Annotated in this window: 17 protein-coding genes; 11 read left to right on the forward strand and 6 right to left on the reverse strand. The window is 74.6% G+C overall.

The window, feature by feature from the left end; all coding sequences use genetic code 11:
- The first annotated feature begins 118 nt into the window (after positions 1 to 118).
- The 4 genes from ACFFKU_RS12230 to ACFFKU_RS12245 are packed head-to-tail and all read left to right on the forward strand — an operon-like array spanning position 119 to position 4,617.
- Complete coding sequence (locus ACFFKU_RS12230; RefSeq protein ID WP_380138294.1) at positions 119 to 1,402, forward strand: kynureninase; 1,284 nt, start codon at positions 119 to 121, stop codon at positions 1,400 to 1,402.
- Positions 1,399 to 2,307, forward strand: a complete 909-nt coding sequence (kynA, locus tag ACFFKU_RS12235; RefSeq protein ID WP_380138296.1) for a tryptophan 2,3-dioxygenase — start codon at positions 1,399 to 1,401, stop codon at positions 2,305 to 2,307. Before ACFFKU_RS12230 ends, kynA begins: the two co-directional genes overlap by 4 nt.
- 1 nt (position 2,308) lies before the next feature.
- Complete coding sequence (locus ACFFKU_RS12240) at positions 2,309 to 3,538, forward strand: alpha/beta hydrolase (RefSeq protein ID WP_380138298.1); 1,230 nt, start codon at positions 2,309 to 2,311, stop codon at positions 3,536 to 3,538.
- An 11-nt stretch (positions 3,539 to 3,549) separates the two neighbouring features.
- Positions 3,550 to 4,617: a YihY/virulence factor BrkB family protein gene (locus ACFFKU_RS12245; protein ID WP_380138300.1), complete on the forward strand. Its 1,068-nt coding sequence runs from the start codon at positions 3,550 to 3,552 to the stop codon at positions 4,615 to 4,617.
- A 228-nt stretch (positions 4,618 to 4,845) separates the two neighbouring features.
- Here the strand turns inward: ACFFKU_RS12245 and ACFFKU_RS12250 are convergent, their stop codons facing one another.
- The 5 genes from ACFFKU_RS12250 to ACFFKU_RS12270 form a co-directional block, all read right to left on the reverse strand.
- A complete protein-coding gene (locus ACFFKU_RS12250; RefSeq protein WP_380138302.1) occupies positions 4,846 to 6,321 on the reverse strand; it encodes a M14 family metallopeptidase in 1,476 nt (491 codons plus the stop codon).
- Between the two features lie 114 nt (positions 6,322 to 6,435).
- A complete protein-coding gene (locus tag ACFFKU_RS12255) occupies positions 6,436 to 7,386 on the reverse strand; it encodes a pirin family protein (RefSeq protein ID WP_380138303.1) in 951 nt (316 codons plus the stop codon).
- Entirely contained in the window at positions 7,383 to 8,495 is a 1,113-nt protein-coding gene (locus tag ACFFKU_RS12260) for a tRNA (adenine-N1)-methyltransferase (protein WP_380138305.1), read from the reverse strand. The genes ACFFKU_RS12255 and ACFFKU_RS12260 overlap by 4 nt, the downstream gene beginning before the upstream one ends.
- A gap of 80 nt (positions 8,496 to 8,575) precedes the next feature.
- Positions 8,576 to 9,784 (reverse strand): site-2 protease family protein, encoded by a 1,209-nt coding sequence (locus tag ACFFKU_RS12265; protein WP_380138306.1) that lies wholly within the window; start codon positions 9,782 to 9,784, stop codon positions 8,576 to 8,578.
- Between the two features lie 94 nt (positions 9,785 to 9,878).
- On the reverse strand, positions 9,879 to 10,631 hold the full coding sequence (locus ACFFKU_RS12270) for an HAD family hydrolase (protein WP_380138307.1): 753 nt from the start codon (positions 10,629 to 10,631) through the stop codon (positions 9,879 to 9,881).
- Positions 10,632 to 10,807: 176 nt separating this feature from the next.
- On the opposite strand from ACFFKU_RS12270, the gene ACFFKU_RS12275 reads away from it, so the two are divergent.
- The 7 genes from ACFFKU_RS12275 (at position 10,808) to ACFFKU_RS12305 (ending at position 15,092) form a co-directional block, all read left to right on the forward strand.
- Positions 10,808 to 11,638, forward strand: a complete 831-nt coding sequence (locus tag ACFFKU_RS12275; protein ID WP_380138696.1) for a PAC2 family protein — start codon at positions 10,808 to 10,810, stop codon at positions 11,636 to 11,638.
- 139 nt (positions 11,639 to 11,777) lie between these two features.
- Entirely contained in the window at positions 11,778 to 12,251 is a 474-nt protein-coding gene (locus ACFFKU_RS12280) for a DUF805 domain-containing protein (RefSeq protein ID WP_380138309.1), read from the forward strand.
- A 5-nt stretch (positions 12,252 to 12,256) separates the two neighbouring features.
- Positions 12,257 to 12,886, forward strand: coding sequence for an AIM24 family protein (locus ACFFKU_RS12285; protein WP_380138311.1), 630 nt, complete (start codon positions 12,257 to 12,259; stop codon positions 12,884 to 12,886).
- Entirely contained in the window at positions 12,886 to 13,554 is a 669-nt protein-coding gene (locus ACFFKU_RS12290) for an AIM24 family protein (protein ID WP_380138313.1), read from the forward strand. Before ACFFKU_RS12285 ends, ACFFKU_RS12290 begins: the two co-directional genes overlap by 1 nt.
- An 11-nt stretch (positions 13,555 to 13,565) precedes the next feature.
- Entirely contained in the window at positions 13,566 to 14,345 is a 780-nt protein-coding gene (locus ACFFKU_RS12295; RefSeq protein ID WP_380138315.1) for an AIM24 family protein, read from the forward strand.
- A 223-nt stretch (positions 14,346 to 14,568) separates the two neighbouring features.
- Positions 14,569 to 14,733 (forward strand): hypothetical protein, encoded by a 165-nt coding sequence (locus ACFFKU_RS12300; RefSeq protein WP_380138317.1) that lies wholly within the window; start codon positions 14,569 to 14,571, stop codon positions 14,731 to 14,733.
- Between the two features lie 11 nt (positions 14,734 to 14,744).
- Positions 14,745 to 15,092 (forward strand): hypothetical protein, encoded by a 348-nt coding sequence (locus tag ACFFKU_RS12305; protein WP_380138319.1) that lies wholly within the window; start codon positions 14,745 to 14,747, stop codon positions 15,090 to 15,092.
- A gap of 12 nt (positions 15,093 to 15,104) precedes the next feature.
- Here ACFFKU_RS12305 and ACFFKU_RS12310 read toward each other — a convergent pair whose 3' ends face one another.
- Complete coding sequence (locus ACFFKU_RS12310; protein WP_380138321.1) at positions 15,105 to 16,418, reverse strand: MFS transporter; 1,314 nt, start codon at positions 16,416 to 16,418, stop codon at positions 15,105 to 15,107.
- Positions 16,419 to 16,431: the final 13 nt, after the last annotated feature.

Raw genomic sequence — 16,431 nt, forward strand, 5'->3', positions numbered from 1 at the left:
GGGCGGTGGATGCATTCGACCCTAACCCGCGCGGGGCGTGGCGCACGGGCGATCACCGGGACGAGCGTGTCGGGCACTCCCCCGGGGTCGTGTCGGAGCCCTGCCCTACGGTCTGGGCATGACCACGACGGCCACCCCCGACCCCGCGCCCGACGCCCCCCGGCCCGGCGACCTCGCGCGACGGGCGGCCGAGCTCGACGCCGCCGACCCGCTCGCCGCCCGGAGGACCGACTTCCTGCTGGAGGCCGCCCCCGGGGTGAGCGCCTACCTGGACGGCAACTCCCTCGGCCGGCCGCTGCGGGCCTCGGCGGCGGCGCTGTCGGCCTTCGTCGAGCAGCAGTGGGGCGGGCGGCTGATCCAGGGGTGGAGCGACGGTTGGATGGCCTGGCCCGAGGTCGTGGGCGACCAGCTCGGCCGGGTCTGCCTGGGCGCGGCCCCCGGGCAGACCGTGGTGGCCGACTCGACCACGGTGCTCTTCTACAAGCTGGTCCGGGCCGCGCTCGACGCCGGGCTGGCCCAGGGCCGCGACGAGATCGTCTGCGACACCGACAACTTCCCCACCGACCGCTTCGTCCTGGAGGGGATCGCGGCCGAGCGCGGCGCTCGGTTGCGCTGGGTCGAGACCGACCCCGCGGCGGGCATCACCGTGGAGCAGGTCCGGCCCCTGCTGGGACCCCGCACGGCCCTGGTCACCTTCAGCCACGTCGCCTACCGCTCCGGGCACCTGGCCGACGCCGCCGCGATCACCGCCGCGGCCCACGAGGCCGGCGCGCTGGCCCTCTTCGACCTCAGCCACTCGGTCGGTTCCGTCGAGCTCGACCTCGACGGGTGGGGGGTCGACCTGGCCGTCGGCTGCACCTACAAGTACCTCAACGGCGGTCCGGGAGCCCCGGCCTTCGGCTACCTGGCCTCGCGCCACCACGGGCGGCTGCACCAGCCCGTGCAGGGCTGGATGGGCCACGCCCAGCCGTTCGCGATGGGCCAGGGCTACGAACCGGCCGCGGGCGCCCGCGGGCTGGTCAGCGGCACGCCCCCGATCCTGGCCATGGTCCCGCTGCGCGCGTTCCTCGACGTGCTGGAGGAGGTGGGGATGCCGGCCGTCCGGGCGAAGTCGCAGGCCCTCACCGCGTTCTGCCTGGACGCCGTGGACGAGCTGCTCGCCCCCGCCGGGGTCGAGGTGGCCACCCCGCGCGACCCCGACGCCCGCGGCGGGCACGTGACCGTGCGCCGGCACGACTTCCAGGCCGTCAACGACGCGTTGTGGGCGCGGGGCGTGCTGCCGGACTTCCGCCACCCCGACGGGATCCGGATCGGGCTCGCCCCGCTGTCGACGTCCTTCGCCGAGACGCTGGCCGGGGTGCAGGCCCTGCAGCAGCTGCTCGCCGAACGGGACGCCCGATGAGCCCGGCGGGGCCCGATGGGATCGCGGCGCCCCAGGGGATCGCGGCGCCCGAGGGGGTCGCGGGCAACACCCGGGCCGTCGAGGACGGCGTGCGCACCGACTTCCGCGACCGGATGTCCTACGGCTCCTACCTGCACCTGCCCGAGCTCCTCGGGGCCCAGCACCCGCTGTCGGCACCCGAGCACCACGACGAGATGCTCTTCATCATCCAGCACCAGACCTCCGAGCTGTGGCTCAAGCTGGTGCTGCACGAGCTCCGCTCGGCCTGCACCGCCCTGCGCGAGGACGACCTCAAGGTCGCGCTGAAGAACATCGCCCGGGTCAAGCACATCCAGCGCACCCTGACCGAGCAGTGGTCGGTGCTGGCGACGCTGACCCCGACGGAGTACTCGCAGTTCCGGGGGTTCCTGGCCAACTCCTCGGGGTTCCAGAGCCACCAGTACCGGGCGGTGGAGTTCCTGCTGGGCAACAAGAACGCGGACATGCTGGCCGTGTTCGCCCACGACGAGGCCGTGCACGCCGAGCTGGCCGGTCTGCTCGCCGCGCCCAGCCTCTACGACGAGTTCCTGCGCCTGCTGGCCCGGCGCGGGCACCCTGTGCCCGGCGACGTCCTCGAGCGTGACGTGACGAAGGCACACACGCCGGACCCGCGGATCACCGCGGTGTTCTCGACGATCTACTCCGAGGCCAGGACCTACTGGGAGGAGTACGAGGCCTGCGAGGAGCTCGTCGACCTCGAGGACAACTTCCAGCTGTGGCGGTTCCGCCACCTCAAGACCGTCGAGCGCACGATCGGGTTCAAGCACGGCACGGGTGGCTCCAGCGGCGCCTCCTTCCTGGCCAAGGCGCTGCAGCTGACCTTCTTCCCCGAACTCTTCGCGGTGCGCACCGAGATCGGGGTCTGACGTGCCCGCCCCGGAGAGCGGTGTCGCGGTCCTCGCAGGGCCGGGGGTGCTCGACGACGAGCGCACCGCGCGGGAGATCCTCGCGCGCGCGGCCGCGGCCTGCGGGCGGGCGGTGGACCTGCGGGTCGCCGCGGACCTCGCGGAGCTCACGGCCTGGGCCCGCGACCGGGCCGGGACGTCGTCACGGGTGCTCTGGCCGGGCCCGGAGGTCGCGGTGGCCGACCTGCTCGGCCCGCCCGACCCGACCGACCCGGCCGGTGGGCCCGACCCCGTCGGTCGACCCGCCCCCGGCGCGGGTCGGCTCGTGCGCGTGGACGCCACCCTGAGCGCCCCGGACCGCGACCCCCGGCTGGCCCGGCACGTCCGGGGCCGGGGGATCGCCGGCCTGGCCGCCGCGGTCGCGGCCCTCGACGTGGCCGAGCGTTCCCCCGCCGAGGTCGTGAACTACGGGGACCACCCGGACCAGCGGGCCGAGCTGCGTCTGCCGCCCGGCGCCTCGACGCGCCACCCCGTCCCGGTGCTCGTCCTGGTGCACGGCGGGTACTGGCGCCCGCAGTGGGAGAACGACCTGATGGAGCCGCTGGCGCTCGACGCGCTCGCGCGCGGGTGGGCCTCCTGGAACCTGGAGTACCGCCGTCCGCACGCGGTCGGCGAACCCGACGCGGGGTGGGCGGGCACCGCCGCCGACGTCGCCGCCGGTCACGCGGCGCTGGCCCGGGCGGTGGCCGCGGGCGCGCCGATCGACCCGGACCGGGTCGTCCTGGTCGGGCACTCGGCGGGCGGCCAGCTCGTCACCCGGCTCGCCGCCGACCTGGTCCGGTCCGGGGGGCCGGTCCCCCGGCTGACCGTGTCCCTGGCCGGCGTGCTCGACCTGGTCGTCGGGCACGAGCGCGGGCTGGGCAACGGGGCGGTGCCGCTCGCCCTGGGTGGCCCCCCGGCCGAGCTCCCGGACGTCTACCGGGAGTCCTCCCCGCGCCACCGCCTCCCCCTGGGCGCCGAGACGGTGGTGGTCTGCGGCACCCGCGACGACCCGGACCTGCTCGACGTCTCCCGCTCCTGGGCGCGGGCCGCACGGGCGGCGGGTGACCGCGTCCACGTGGTCGAGGAGGAGGCCGACCACTTCGACGTGATCGACCCCACCTCCGCGGTCTGGGCGGGCGTCACCGGCATCATCGCCGAGGTCGTCGCCGAGGTCGTGGGCCGACCGGCACAGGGGCCGGGGGCTCCTTAAGGTAGGGCCTCGTGTCCGTGATCTCGGCGACCGATGCCTTCCAACGTCGGCACCGGGGGGTCAGCTACCCGCTGTCGGTGCTCTACAAGTTCTTCGACGACCAGGGCGGGTACCTGGCCGCGCTGATCACCTACTACGCGTTCGTGTCGCTGTTCCCCCTGCTGCTGCTCATGTCGACCGTGCTCGGCTACGTGCTGGCCGACGATCCCCGGGCCCAGGACGCGGTCATCTCCTCGGCGCTCGGGCAGTTCCCGGTCATCGGGACCCAGCTCGAGGAACCGGAGCGGCTGGGCGGGGGGGCGCTGGGGATCGTGATCGGATCCCTCGGGGCGCTCTACGGGGCCCTCGGGGTGGGGCTGGCCCTGCAGAACGCGGTCAACATCGCCTGGGCGATCCCCCGCAACGAGCGGCCCAACCCGATCCAGGCCCGGTTGCGCAGCCTGCTGCTCATCGTCACGGCCGGCCTGTTCGTGCTGGGGACGACGATCCTGTCCGCGATCAGCGCCGACGTGGGGCGCTGGCTGGGCGCGACCGGCACCTGGGAGACGGTGCTCAACGGTCTGAGCCGCGCGGCGGCGGCGGTCTTCACCGCCCTGGCGTTCAGCGTCGCCTTCCGCCTCGCCGCGGCCCACCGGCCCCGGTTCGCGCAGGTCGTGCCCGGGGGGATCTTCGCGGCCGTGATCTGGCTGCTGCTGCAGAACTTCGGCGGCAACCTGGTCGACGAGGTGATGCGCCGGGCCAGCGACACCAACTTCATCTTCGCCCTGGTCCTCGGGCTGCTGGCCTTCCTGTACGTGGCCTCGGTCGCGGTGGTGCTGGCGGTCGAGGGCGACGTCGTGCGGGTCAACCGCCTCTACCCCCGGGCCCTGCTCACCCCGCTGACCGACGCGGTCGAGCTCACCGAGGCCGACGAGCGCGCCTACGCCGGGCAGGCCAAGGCCGCCCGGTTGAAGGGGTTCGAGCTGGTGCGGGTCACCTTCGACAAGCGGCTGGCCGAGGGTGAGGGTCTCGACCCCGGCTCGGCCTCCCACCCGGACCACCAGGACCCTCCCCCGCCGGCGGCGGCCACCCCCCGCTGACCCCCCACCGAACCCCACCCGGGCTCGGCCACCCGCCCCCGCCCGACCCCCATCCCCCCCGTGATCAAGGAATTTTCCTCCCCCGTCTCGCACGTCCTTGGGGCAGGACCCGGAGGAATCCCTTGATCACGGGTGGGTGAGGAGGGCGGGGTGAAGAGGGCGGGATGAGCTGGGTCGGGGTCGGGGTCGGGGGTCGGGGGTCGGGGGTCGGGATGGGGGTGGGGTGGGTCAGTCGCAGGCGACGGGGCGGGTGGTGTCGCCGGTGGGGTCGCCCTCGGGCGTCTCGGCCGGGAACAGGCCGTACTGCGCCTGCGGGTCGAGCAGGAGCGAGGCGAGGACGCGGCCGGGCTGGTCGGTGGGGACGAGGACGTCACCCTCGGCGGCACCGGTGGTGCTCCCGCCCGGTTCCGTGCGCAACCCGTGCAGGTCGAGCTGGAGCGCGACCCGGGCGGCCTGCTCGGCGCTCAGCAGGTACCCGCAGGGCGGGGCCAGGTCGACCTCGTCGGGCGCGGGCAGCTCGTTGTCCGCCCCCGCGTAGGCCACCAGGTCGACCCCGTCGGCCGCGCGGGCCGCGGAGGCGGCGGTCGCGTCGGCGATCTCCGAACGCTGCTCGGCGAGCAGGCCGAGCGCGGCCCGCGCCCCGAGCACCTGGGTCGCCCAGCGGCGCTGGTTCAGCAGCGCCGGGTTGGCGGCCTCGCGCTCGTCGGCCGGGCCGTTGGAGGCCTCGACCAGGATCCCCAGGCTGTGCTTGAGCCCCACGGTGTTGCGCAGGATCCGTTCCTGGCCGTCGCCCGCGGCCTGGGCGTAGACGTCGCCGTTGCGGTCGTAGCGGTAGCCGTAGATGCCGGTGGAGAACCCGCCCCGGTCGACGGCGGGGAGGACGGCCTGCTCGGTGAGCACCCGGGAGAGGTCCTGGACCCGGTCGTCCACGTTGCGGTTGCGCGGCCACAGGGCGATGAAGTCGCGGTCGTAGACGTCAGGCGTAGGTCCGTACTCGTGCAGGTCGTGGACGATGTCGGGGCGCAGGTCGCGCAGGACCCGGGCCAGGGTCTGCGCCTCGACGGTCTGCAGCTGCAGGTGGTCGCGGTTGATGTCGACGCCCTCGGAGTTCTGCCGGGTGTCGGCGGCCACGCCGTCGGGGTTGACCGTCGGGACGATGAGGACGGTGCTGCGCCGCAACAGCTCCAGCGTCGCCGGGTCGGACGTGGTGGCCAGGTCGCGGGCCAGCGAGAGGCAGGCGTCGCGCCCGCTCGGCTCGTCGCCGTGCTGGGTGCAGGTGAACAGGACCGAGCTGCCCCGGGCGACGGTGGCGGCGTCGGGGGCCGTGCTCGCGCCCAGCACGAGCAGCTGCAGCGGCCGGTCCTGCGCGGTCCGTCCGATCTCCTCCACGCGCAGGCGGGGACTGGTCTCGTCGAGGGCGGCGAGGAAGGCCTGCTCCTGCTCCAGGGTCGTCCAGGCCGACCCGCCCGACGCCTCGAACCCGGTCGTCAGCCCGCCGGTCACCGCCGGGGCGGGGAGGTCGACCGTCGCGGCCCGGGCCGGCGTGGGGGCGGCGTCGGGGGCGGCGACGGCGACGGCCCCGGGGGTCGCCAGACCGAGGGCCAGCACGAGTGCCGGGGTCAGCGCCCGACGGGACCGGCGACCCCGACGGCGGGGGGCGCGGACGGCCCCGGAGGTGCGGGGATCGGTGGGGGGACGCTGCACGGCTCGGCTCCCTTGCTCGACGGCGAACGGGCAGGCAGCACCTGAGCGCTACCTGTGTGCCGAACATGCGAACACGTTGCGTGGTCTGTGACAAGCCCCCGGCGTCGTCCGATCTCAGCTCATCGCCGGCGGAGCGGCCCGCCCCTCGGTCCCCGGGTGTCCCGCCCGCCGCCGCGGCGTGAGCCGGACCGGCGGCAGCGGCGGGGCCGGGATGCGCTCCGCCCGGCCGTGGCCCGGCACGGTCCCGAACCGCCCGTCGCCGCTCGTGGCCTGCGCCTCCCAGTCGGCCCGGGCGGCGGCCACCGCCTCGTGGCTGCGGCCGACGAAGTTCCAGAACATGACCAGGTCCTCGCGCCAGGGCGGCCCCCCGATCAGCAGCACCCGTCCCCCGGCGTGGCTGGCGAGCGCCGCACCGCCCCGTCCGGGGACGAGGACGTGCAGGTCGTCGGTGCTCAGGGGCTGCCCCTCGAGCTCGGCGTCGCCGTCGAGGAGGAGCAGTGCGTGCTCGTCGGTCGGGGCGAGGAGGAGGTCGGCGCGGCCCCCGGGGGCGAGCTCGACCTGGGCGGCGAGCGCCCCGGGGGTGGGCGAGGTGGCCGGTGAGTGGACGTCGTCGAGGGTCCCGAGCAGGACGTGGGCGCGCAGGCCCGGTCGGTCGAGGACGGGGAGGTCGCGGCACTGCTCGAAGCGGGCCGGACGGTCGTCGGTCTCGGGTGGGGTGGCCAGCCAGAGCTGGACGGCGTGCTGCAGGGGCCGCTCGCCCAGGGAGAACTCGGAGTGGGACACGCCGCGCCCGGCCGTCATGAGGTTGAGCTCGCCGGGGCGGACCACCACGTCGGTGCCGAGGGAGTCGCGGTGGTGGATGCGGCCGGCCAGCGGCCAGGTGACGGTGGCGAGGCCGGTGTGCGGGTGCGGGAGGACGCGCATGTCGACCTCCTGGGGTCCGATGCGGTCGAGGAAGCACCACGGCCCCACGGTCGGCAGTCCCCGGTGCGGCAACCACCGGGTGACGCTCATCCCCCGCACGCCCCCCAGCGGCACGGTGCGGCCGGGGAGCCGGTCGATCATCCCCGCTCCGTCCCGTCGGCGGCGAGGTCGGTGGCGGCGCGCGAGGCGTCGGCCCCGGCGGCGGCGTCCCGGACGGCCCGGCGGACCTTCTTGTCGGAGACGGGCCGGACGCCGTAGTCCTGCTCCCCCGCCGGCCGCTCCTCACCGGGGGTGGGCGAGGTGTCGCCGGCGCCCTGGGCGGCCGCGGAGGCCTGGAAGTCCTCGCCGTAGGCGCCGGGGGCGGGCCGGCGCTTGCGCAGCGGGGGGCGGACGCCGTCGGCGAGGCGGCGCATGGTGATGAGGAAACCGGTGTGGGCGACCATGCGGTGGTCGGGGCGGACGGCGAGGCCCTCGAGGTGCCAACCGCGGACCATGGACTCCCAGGCCTCGGGTTCGGTCCAGGCCTGCGAGGCGCGGGCGGTCTCGGCGACCCGGGACAGCTGGGTGGCGGTGGCGACGTAGCAGATGAGCACCCCGCCGGGGGCCAGGGCCGCGGCCACGGCGTCGAGGCACTCCCAGGGGGCGAGCATGTCGAGGACGGCCCGGTCGGCCCCGGTGCCGGCCGCGGAGTCCAGGCCGGCGGCGGGGAGGGCCTCGACGAGGTCGCCGACGGTGAGGGTCCAGGCGGGGTGCGGCTCGCCGAAGAAGGTCTCGACGTTGCCGCGGGCGACGGCGGCGAAGTCGTCGCGGCGTTCGAAGGAGAGGACCCGCCCGCCGTCGCCGACGGCGCGCAGCAGCGACATGGTGAGGGCGCCGGAGCCGACACCGGCCTCGATGACGGTGGCGCCGGGGAAGATGTCGGCCATCTGCACGATCTGGCCGGAGTCCTTGGGGTAGACCACGGCGGCACCGCGGGGCATGGAGAGCACGAAGTCGGCGAGCAGGGGGCGCAGGACGAGGTACTCGATGCCCGCGGTGTTGGTGACGACGGTGCCGTCGGGGCGACCGATGAGGTCGTCGTGGGTGAACCGGCCGCGGTGGGTGTGGAACTCCTGGCCGGGGGTGAGGGTGATGGTGTGCCGGCGGCCCCGCGGGTCGGTGAGCTGCACCCGTTCACCGGCGCGCAGCGCTCCGCGCCGGGTTCCCGCCCCGGTGGGGGTGGTGGTGGGGGCGGCGGGGGTCGTCGTCAACGGAGCTGTCCTTCGATCGGGGGTCGGTCGGGCGCTCGGCCCGGGGGCCTGACGCTACCCGCCCGGGCGGGGTCCCCCGATCAGCGGCGGGTGACTGCGGCGACGACGTCGCCGGTGTGCAGGAGGCCGACGACGCGCCCGCCGCCGCCGATGACGACGTGCTCGCCGGGTCGGGCGGTGAGGGTGGCGAGCAGTTCCTCCCCAGCGAGGTCCTCGGGGACCCAGGCGCGCGGGGGCAGGGCGCGGGCGGCGGCGCCGATGCCGACCTCGCCGCGCCGTTCGGCGGGGATGCGGCGCAGGGCGGCGGTGTCGACGACCGCGACGGGCACCCCGGCGTCGGTGACCAGGACGACCTCCAGGTCGCCGTCCCCGCCGCGGGTGGCCCCGGCGTCGATGGCGGCCCGCGCGGAGCGGACGACCTCCTCGACGCTGGCCCCGGAGGCGACGGCGATGGCGGGTCGTTGCAGGGTGCGGGCCGACAGGTGGGGGACGCGGCGGGCCTGCCCGGCCCAGGCCAGCGAGGCGGAGGCGCCCTGCCACAGCAGCGCCCCGACGAGCCCGGCCCAGATGACGCTGGTGAACGAGGGCTGACCGCCGCGCAGCCAGGGCAGCAGGATCGCCAGGGCGAGGACGGCGACGGCGAGGACCCGGCCGGTCCAGGCGGCGGCGACGGTTCCGGCGAGGCGGTCCCCGCGGATCTTCCAGACCAGGGCCTCCAGCGCGTGCCCGCCGTCGAGGGGCAGGCCCGGGAGCAGGTTGAAGATGCACAGCAGCAGGTTGGACAGGGCGAGCGCGCCGAGCAGCAGGCCGCCGATGCCGAGGGTGCCCGGGTCGTTGGGCCCGGCCGACGCACCCGCCGCGACCCGGTAGGCCAGCAGCGCGATGAGGCCGTTGGTGATCGGGCCGACGACGGCGATGAGCAGGCTGCGTCCGGGGCTGCTGACGTCCTCACGGAAGGAGGTGTGCCCGCCCCACACGTTGAGGACGATGCCGGCGACCCGCATGCCCACGGCCCGGGCGGCGACGGCGTGGGCGATCTCGTGCAGGAGGACCGAGACGAGGAGCAGGACGGCGTAGCCGAAGGCGACGGCGTAGGCGGTGGCGGCGGTGGCGGGGTCGGTCGTGGGACCGGGGATCCGGGTCTCCACGATCGGTCCGAAGATCAGGACGATGACGCCCGCGAAGAGGAACCAGGACGGCGCCAGGAACAGCGGCACCCCGAACGGTCGGCCCAGCGGGATGCCGGGGCGGCGGGCCGGGGCGGTGTCGCGGGTGCTCGTCGGTACCACTCCACGAGTGTAGGAGGGGGTGGCGATCCGTCGGTGATCGGCCTGTCCCCCGAACGGGGGACACGTTCGGCCCCTTCCCCGTTCCCCACCCGGGTCAGGTCAGCCGGTCGACCAGGTCCCCGTTCACCATCCGGCCCAGCAGGTCGAGGTCCACGTCGGCCAGCGAGGCCACCCGGTTGCGGCGGGGGGCGGCGGGGATCTCGACGAGGTGCGGGCAGGCGAGCACGACGCACCCGGCGGCCTCCGCCGAGGCCAGTCCCGTGAGGGAGTCCTCGACGGCGACGCAGTCCTGCGCCGGGACGCCGAGCAGCTCGGCGGCCCGCAGGTAGGGCTCGGGGTCCGGTTTACCCCGGCTCACCTCGTCACCGGTCACCAGGACGGAGAAGGTGCCGGGCACGCGGTCGGCGACGACCTGCGCCTGCCGGCGGAACGACATCGTGACCAGCGCGCAGGGGATGCCCGCGGCGTGCACGGCCCGCAGCAGGTCCAGCGCGCCGGGGCGCCACACCACGGCCGCGGCGGTGCGGGCGGCGACCGCGGTGACGAGCTCCTCGATGATGTCGACGGGGTCGACCACGACCCCGACGGCGGCGAGCTCGGCGGCCAGGACGCGCCCGGAGTCCGGCAGCGCGGACCCGACGAGGGCCAGGGCCTGCTCGTGCGACCACCCGACGCCGTGCCGGGCCAGCAGCTCGGTCTCGGCGGCGATCCAGTCCGGTTCGCTGTCGACGATCGTGCCGTCCATGTCCCAGAGGACCGCGGCCGGCAGCGGACGGGCATCGGCGGGCGGCTCGGCGGGCGGCTCGGCGGGCGGCTCGGCGTCCCCGCGGGGCGTGAGGGTGTTCATCGTCGGCGAAGTCTAGGGACTGCCCGCGGGCGTCCCCGCGCGAGTCCGCGGCCGTCGGGCGGGGACGCACGGAGGGTCGCGGGAGGGGCGGGCGGGGTCGGGGACCGTAGGCTGGAGCGGTGCCCGACGAACCCTCGCCCACCCCGAACCCCGCCGCCGGACCGGCTCCGGTCGGGCTGCGCCACCCGGTGGTGCTGGCCGCGTTCGAGGGTTGGAACGACGCCGGGGAGGCCGCCAGCACCGCGATCGCCCACCTGCACCGGGTCTTCGACGCCACCGAGCTGGCCGAGTTCGACCCGGAGGAGTACCACGACTTCCAGGTCAACCGTCCGACCGTGCACTTCGACGAGGACGGGCACCGGCAGCTGACCTGGCCGACCACCCGGCTTTCCTACGTGCGCCTGCCCGACGCGCCGCGCGACCTGCTGCTGGTCCGCGGGGTCGAACCCTCGATGCGCTGGCGCACCTACACGCAGGAACTGGTGCAGCACGCGCAGGCGCACGACGCCTCGCTGGTGCTGACCCTGGGCGCGCTGCTGGCCGACGTGCCGCACACCCGTCCGCTGCCGGTGACCGGATCCACCGACGACACCGAGCTGGCCGGGCGCCTGGCGCTGGAACCCTCCCGGTACGAGGGGCCCACCGGCATCGTCGGCGTGGTCCAGGACGCCGTCGCCCGGGCGGGCATCCCGTCGCTGTCGCTGTGGGCCTCGGTGCCGCACTACGTCGGCCAGCCGCCCTCGCCGAAGGGCACGCTGGCCCTGCTGCACCGCGTCGAGGAACTGCTCGAGGTCGCGATCCCGCTGGAGGACCTGCCCGAGGACGCGCGCGCCTGGGAGCGAGGGGTGGACGAGCTCGCCGGCGAGGACGCCGAGATCGCCGAGTACGTGCAGCAGCTGGAGCAGGCCAAGGACACCGCCGAGCTGCCCGAGGCCACCGGCGACGCGATCGCCCGGGAGTTCGAGCGCTACCTGCGCCGCCGGGAGGACCCGCCCCGCCGCGGCTGAGCCGTCCCTCCCGTGCGGCTCGATCCGGCGAACGGGTGACCCGACCCGCCCCGCCGCGACGACGCGGGGGCGGCCCGATCATGCTCGAGCCGTTCGAGCGGTCCGCGCACCCGGTGCGGCGCCGAGCGCGAGGAGAACCATGGGACCCGTCGAGGCCGTCCGATCCTGCCTGCGCCAGTACGCCCGGTTCTCCGGGCGGGCCCGCCGCTCGGAGTACTGGTGGTTCCAGTTCGCCGTGCTCGTCTTCTCCTTCGCCTTCGTCGTCCTGCTGATGCTGGTGCTCGCGCTGACCGCCGGGGTGCAGGCGGCGACGGGTCAGGACAGCGGGTCCCTCGGCGGCGCCGGCGTCGTGGTGGCGGGCGGCATCTACCTCGTCATGATCCTCGTGCTGCTGGCCCTGGCGCTGCCCTCCCTGGCGGTCAGCGTGCGCCGGCTGCACGACGTCGGCCGCTCGGGCTGGTGGGTGCTGCTCGGGGCGGTGCCCTTCGGCGGGATCGTGCTGCTGGTCTTCCACGTGCAGGACACCGTCGGCGGGCCCAACCCCTACGGACCGCCGCCCAAGGTGCTGGAACCGGGTCCCTGGACCGGGGCCCCGAACCCCCCGCTACGGTGACCGGCATGGCGTGGCGGTTGCAGACCCCCCGGGTGCTCGTGGTCGAGCTGGACGGGGGCAAGGACTCCGCCGTGCGCGCGGCGAGCGGGTCGATGGTGGCCTACGAGGGCGACGTCGCCTTCAAGAGCGCGGGCATGGGCGGCGGGGGCGGGCTGCGCGCCGCGCTCAAGCAGCGGGTGACCGGGGAGTCGTTGTCCCTCATGGACGTGAGCGGTCGCGGGACGGTGCACTTCGCCGTCGACGCGGGCTACGTCCTCGTCCTGGACCTCGCCGGGCAGACGCTGAAGGCGGAGTCGGAGGCGATCCTGGCGCTCTCGGCCGGGCTGCGCACCGACGTCACCTTCACCGGTCTGCAGGGCGCCTCCAGCGGCCAGGGCCTGTTCACGACGACGGTCACCGGCCACGGCCCCGCCGCGCTGATCTCCCTCGGCGGTCCACCGATCGCGCTGCGGGTGGGGCCGGACTGCCCGCTGGTGGTGGACCCCGACGCCTACATCGGCTGCGTCGGCGACGTCCGGCAGTCCTTCGTCACCGACGTGTCCTGGCGAAACCTCGTCGGGGAGAGTTCCGGGGAGGCGTTCTCGTTGCGCTTCGAGGGCGAGGGCGTCGTCTACATCCAGCCGGAGGAACGCTGATGGCCTTCACGAAAGTCACGTCCAAGGTCGTGAGCGTCGACGTGCGACCGGGCGGGGAGGTCCTGGCCCGACGCGGGGCGATGCTCGCCACGTCCGGACGGATCGCCTTCTCCCCCGTGTCCTCCGGCCCCGGCGGCGGCGGGTACGGCGGGGGGATCGCCGCGGCCCTGGCCCGCGGGATGCAGGGCGAGGCGGTGCCGCTCATGGTCGCCGAGGGTTCCGGGACCGTGCACTACGGTTTCCGCGGCCACCACGTGACGGTCATCGACCTCGACGGTTCCCAGGCCGTCTCCGTCGAGGCCGACCGACTGCTGGCCCACGACGCGAACCTGTCCTCCTCGGTGGTGTTCCTCGGCCAGCAGGGCGGGCTGCGCGGCGCGGTCCGCGGCGCGGTCACCGGCCAGGGACTGTTCACCACGCAGCTGTCCGGGCGCGGTTCGGTCGCGGTGCTCTCCCACGGCGGAACGTTCGCCCTCCCGGTGGGCGGGGCGCAGCAGATCGTCGTCGACCCGCAGGCCTACGTCGCCCACGTCGGCGACCTGCGCCTGGACGTCTCCACCAACGTCTCCTGGCGTGACGCCGTCGGGCGAGGGTCCGGGGAAGCGGTGCAGCTCAAGGTGTCCGGCGTGGGCACGGTCTACGTGCAGGCGTCCGAGAAGAAACTCTGAGGGGTCCGAGGATGAACGCCACCGCCAACCCGCCGCAGCCGCTGGACCCGCGCACCCTGCCCGACCACGACAACCTGCCCGACAACGCCTACGCCTACTGCGTCCGGCTGACCGGGCCGCTGTTCATGCAGACCGGGTCGATGATCGCCTACTACGCCGCGGGCGGGGGGACGATCCGGTTCGAACCGCTCACCGCGTCCTCGGTCGCGGGCATGGTCGCCTCCCGGTTCTCCTCCCCGCTGTACAGCCGGGACTGGGTGGTGGCCAACGGCCAGGGGCACGTGATCCTCGGTGACCGGGGGTACGACATCAACTCCTACGACCTCGACGAGGGGAACCTCACCGTCCGGGCCGCGAACCTGCTGGCCTTCGACGCGACCCTGGAGCTGAAGGAGTCGATCATCCCGGGGTTCCTGACCCTCATCGGGACGGGCAAGTTCCTGGCCAGTTCCTCGGGCCCGGTGATCTTCGTGGAACCCCCGGTCCGGGTCGACCCCGAGGCCCTGGTCGGCTGGGCCGACTGCCCCGCCCCCTCCCAGCACTTCGACGCCGGGTGGATGGGGCACTTCCTGGGCGCGGCCCGCGGGGCGCTGTTCGGGACCCGCTCGGGCGAGGAACGGCAGTACGACTTCACCGGCGCCGGCACGGTGCTGCTGCAGAGTTCCGAGCGCATGCTCGAGGACCCGCACGTCGTGCGGCGGCTGGAGGGCGAGGTCCGTCAGCTCGGCCCGAACCAGTTGCAGCACCTGAGCTCGGTCGTCCAGTCGCAGCTGCAGCAGCACCGACAGTAGCCGCCGCACCGGTGCCCGGCTCGCCACCTGTGCGGGCATCAGATTGGGTTGTTGATCTCGCCGCACCGACATGTGATGCTTCGGGGCAATCATCGACCTCCAGAGAGGCAGCGCACATGCGTATCCGACGGCTGACCGTGATGAGCGCTGCGGTGACCCTGTTGAGCCTTTGGACCGGCATCCCGGCCGCACAGGCTTCGGCACCTGTCATGAGCTGTTCCGGGTGATCTACAACGGCGGCGCCCTTCACGGTTCTGGCGTCTCCCCCCAGGGCATCATCACGGCCTACGAGGTAACTGAGTCGACCACGGCCGCTCAGCCGGCGATCACCGAGAGCGCCGCCACCTCGACTTACCGAACCGACTGCCCCGTCTACCAGAACATCTGACGGGGGGAAACGTGTCGTCTCTCCCCTGCGATCCCGACACGCTCGCCACCGAGCTGAGTCGCCCGCTGGTGCCGAGCGACCGTCATCGACTCACGGTCGAGCGGCTGGACCTCCTGCCGGGCGGGGACGTCGACTCCGGGCTGCTCGTGCTGCACGTCCGCGCCGCCGCGGACCCGGCGGCCGCGACGGAGCGCTGGCAGGTGCGACTGCCCCTGTCCCCGTCGATGCTCGACCCCCGGATGGCGCACGACGCCTTCGTCCTCACCCTACGCGCCAACCTCGAGGAGTGGTGGATGACCAGGAACCACGATCCTCGTACCGCCGCCTGGGCACGACGCGTCTCTCCGCCCACCCCCTGAGTCCGGCCCGGCTCAGGCCGCGACGAGCTCCGGGGCCGCGGGACGCGCGTCGCGCAGGGCCCGGACGGTGAGGACGACGCCGAGACCGAGGGCGACGGCGAGCGGGATCGCGCCGCACGCGGCCATCCCGGCCCGCACGCCGAACTCCTCGACGGCCCAGCCGACCAGCGGCGCGCCGATCGGGGTCCCGCCCATGAACACCAGCATGTAGAGGCCCATGACCCGGCCGCGGTAGGGGGGTTCGACCCAGAGCTGCACCGAGGAGTTCGCCATCGCCTGGAAGGCGAGGTTGCTGACCCCCATGACCAGCAGGGCGACGCAGAACCACGCGACGCCGGGGGCGAACGCGGCCAGCGTCTGCGACAGGCCGAACACCGCGGCCAGGGCGAGGATCAGCCGGACCCGGGTGTGCTGCCGGGACCCGGCCAGCAGCGCCCCGAGGATGGACCCGACGGCGAGCACCAGGTTGAAGAAGCCGTAGAGGCTCGCGTCCCCGCCGAAGGTGTCGGCCGCCATCGCGGTGAGGACCACCGGGAAGTTCAGACCGAACGTGCCGAACACCCCGACCAGGACGATCGTGCGGGCCACGTGGGGCCGTTCGGCGATGTGCCGCAGGGCCGCGGACACCTTGCGCTCGGCGTGCTCCACCCGGGCCGCGGGCAGCAGCTCCTCCACCCGCATCAGCGAGAGCGTGATCACTGGGACCAGCATGAGGACCGCGTTGATGGCGAAGGCGTACCCGGTGCCGGCCGTGGCGATGAGGACCCCGGCCAGGGCGGGGCCGACGAGCCGGGTGCTCTGGAACACCGCGGCGTTCAGCGCGACCGCGTTGCGCAGGTGCTCGGCCGGGACCACCTCGCCGACGAACGCCTGCCGGGTCGGGTTGTCCAGGGCCAGCACCGTCCCCGCGGCCAGGGCCAGGAGGTAGATCAGGGTCGGGGTGATCGCCCCGGAGAGGGTGAGGACCGCCAGTGTCGCCGCCAACCCGGCGTTGAGCACCTGGGTGAGCATCAGGACCCGGCGCTTGGGCAGGCGGTCGGCGAGGGCGCCGCCGTGCATCCCCAGCAGCATGATCGGCAGGAACTGGCAGGCCATCGTGATGCCGACCGCGGTGGCGCTGCCGGTCAGCTGCAGCACCAGCCAGTCCAGGGCGATGTTCTGCAGCCAGACGCCGGTGTTGGCGAACGCCTGCCCGACGGCGTAGGTCCGGAAGTTCGGGACCTCCAGGGCGGCGAAGGTGCGTCGCGGTCCGCGGCTCGGGGGGGCGGTGGCGGGGAGGGGCGGGAGGGCGTCGGGATGGGTCTCGGCGGGGGCCGGCGGGGTCACACGGGTCCTCTCG

The organism is Kineococcus gynurae (assembly GCF_042433995.1).
Lineage (GTDB): Bacteria > Actinomycetota > Actinomycetes > Actinomycetales > Kineococcaceae > Kineococcus > Kineococcus gynurae.

Excerpts from the sequence above, each read along its gene's own strand:
- ACFFKU_RS12230 (WP_380138294.1), top strand. The coding sequence starts at position 119 with ATGACCACGACGGCCACCCCCGACCCCGCGCCCGACGCCCCCCGGCCC.
- kynA (WP_380138296.1), top strand. The coding sequence starts at position 1,399 with ATGAGCCCGGCGGGGCCCGATGGGATCGCGGCGCCCCAGGGGATCGCG.
- ACFFKU_RS12255 (WP_380138303.1), bottom strand. The coding sequence starts at position 7,386 with ATGATCGACCGGCTCCCCGGCCGCACCGTGCCGCTGGGGGGCGTGCGG.
- ACFFKU_RS12270 (WP_380138307.1), bottom strand. The coding sequence starts at position 10,631 with ATGAACACCCTCACGCCCCGCGGGGACGCCGAGCCGCCCGCCGAGCCG.
- ACFFKU_RS12280 (WP_380138309.1), top strand. The coding sequence starts at position 11,778 with ATGGGACCCGTCGAGGCCGTCCGATCCTGCCTGCGCCAGTACGCCCGG.
- ACFFKU_RS12285 (WP_380138311.1), top strand. The coding sequence starts at position 12,257 with ATGGCGTGGCGGTTGCAGACCCCCCGGGTGCTCGTGGTCGAGCTGGAC.
- ACFFKU_RS12290 (WP_380138313.1), top strand. The coding sequence starts at position 12,886 with ATGGCCTTCACGAAAGTCACGTCCAAGGTCGTGAGCGTCGACGTGCGA.
- ACFFKU_RS12295 (WP_380138315.1), top strand. The coding sequence starts at position 13,566 with ATGAACGCCACCGCCAACCCGCCGCAGCCGCTGGACCCGCGCACCCTG.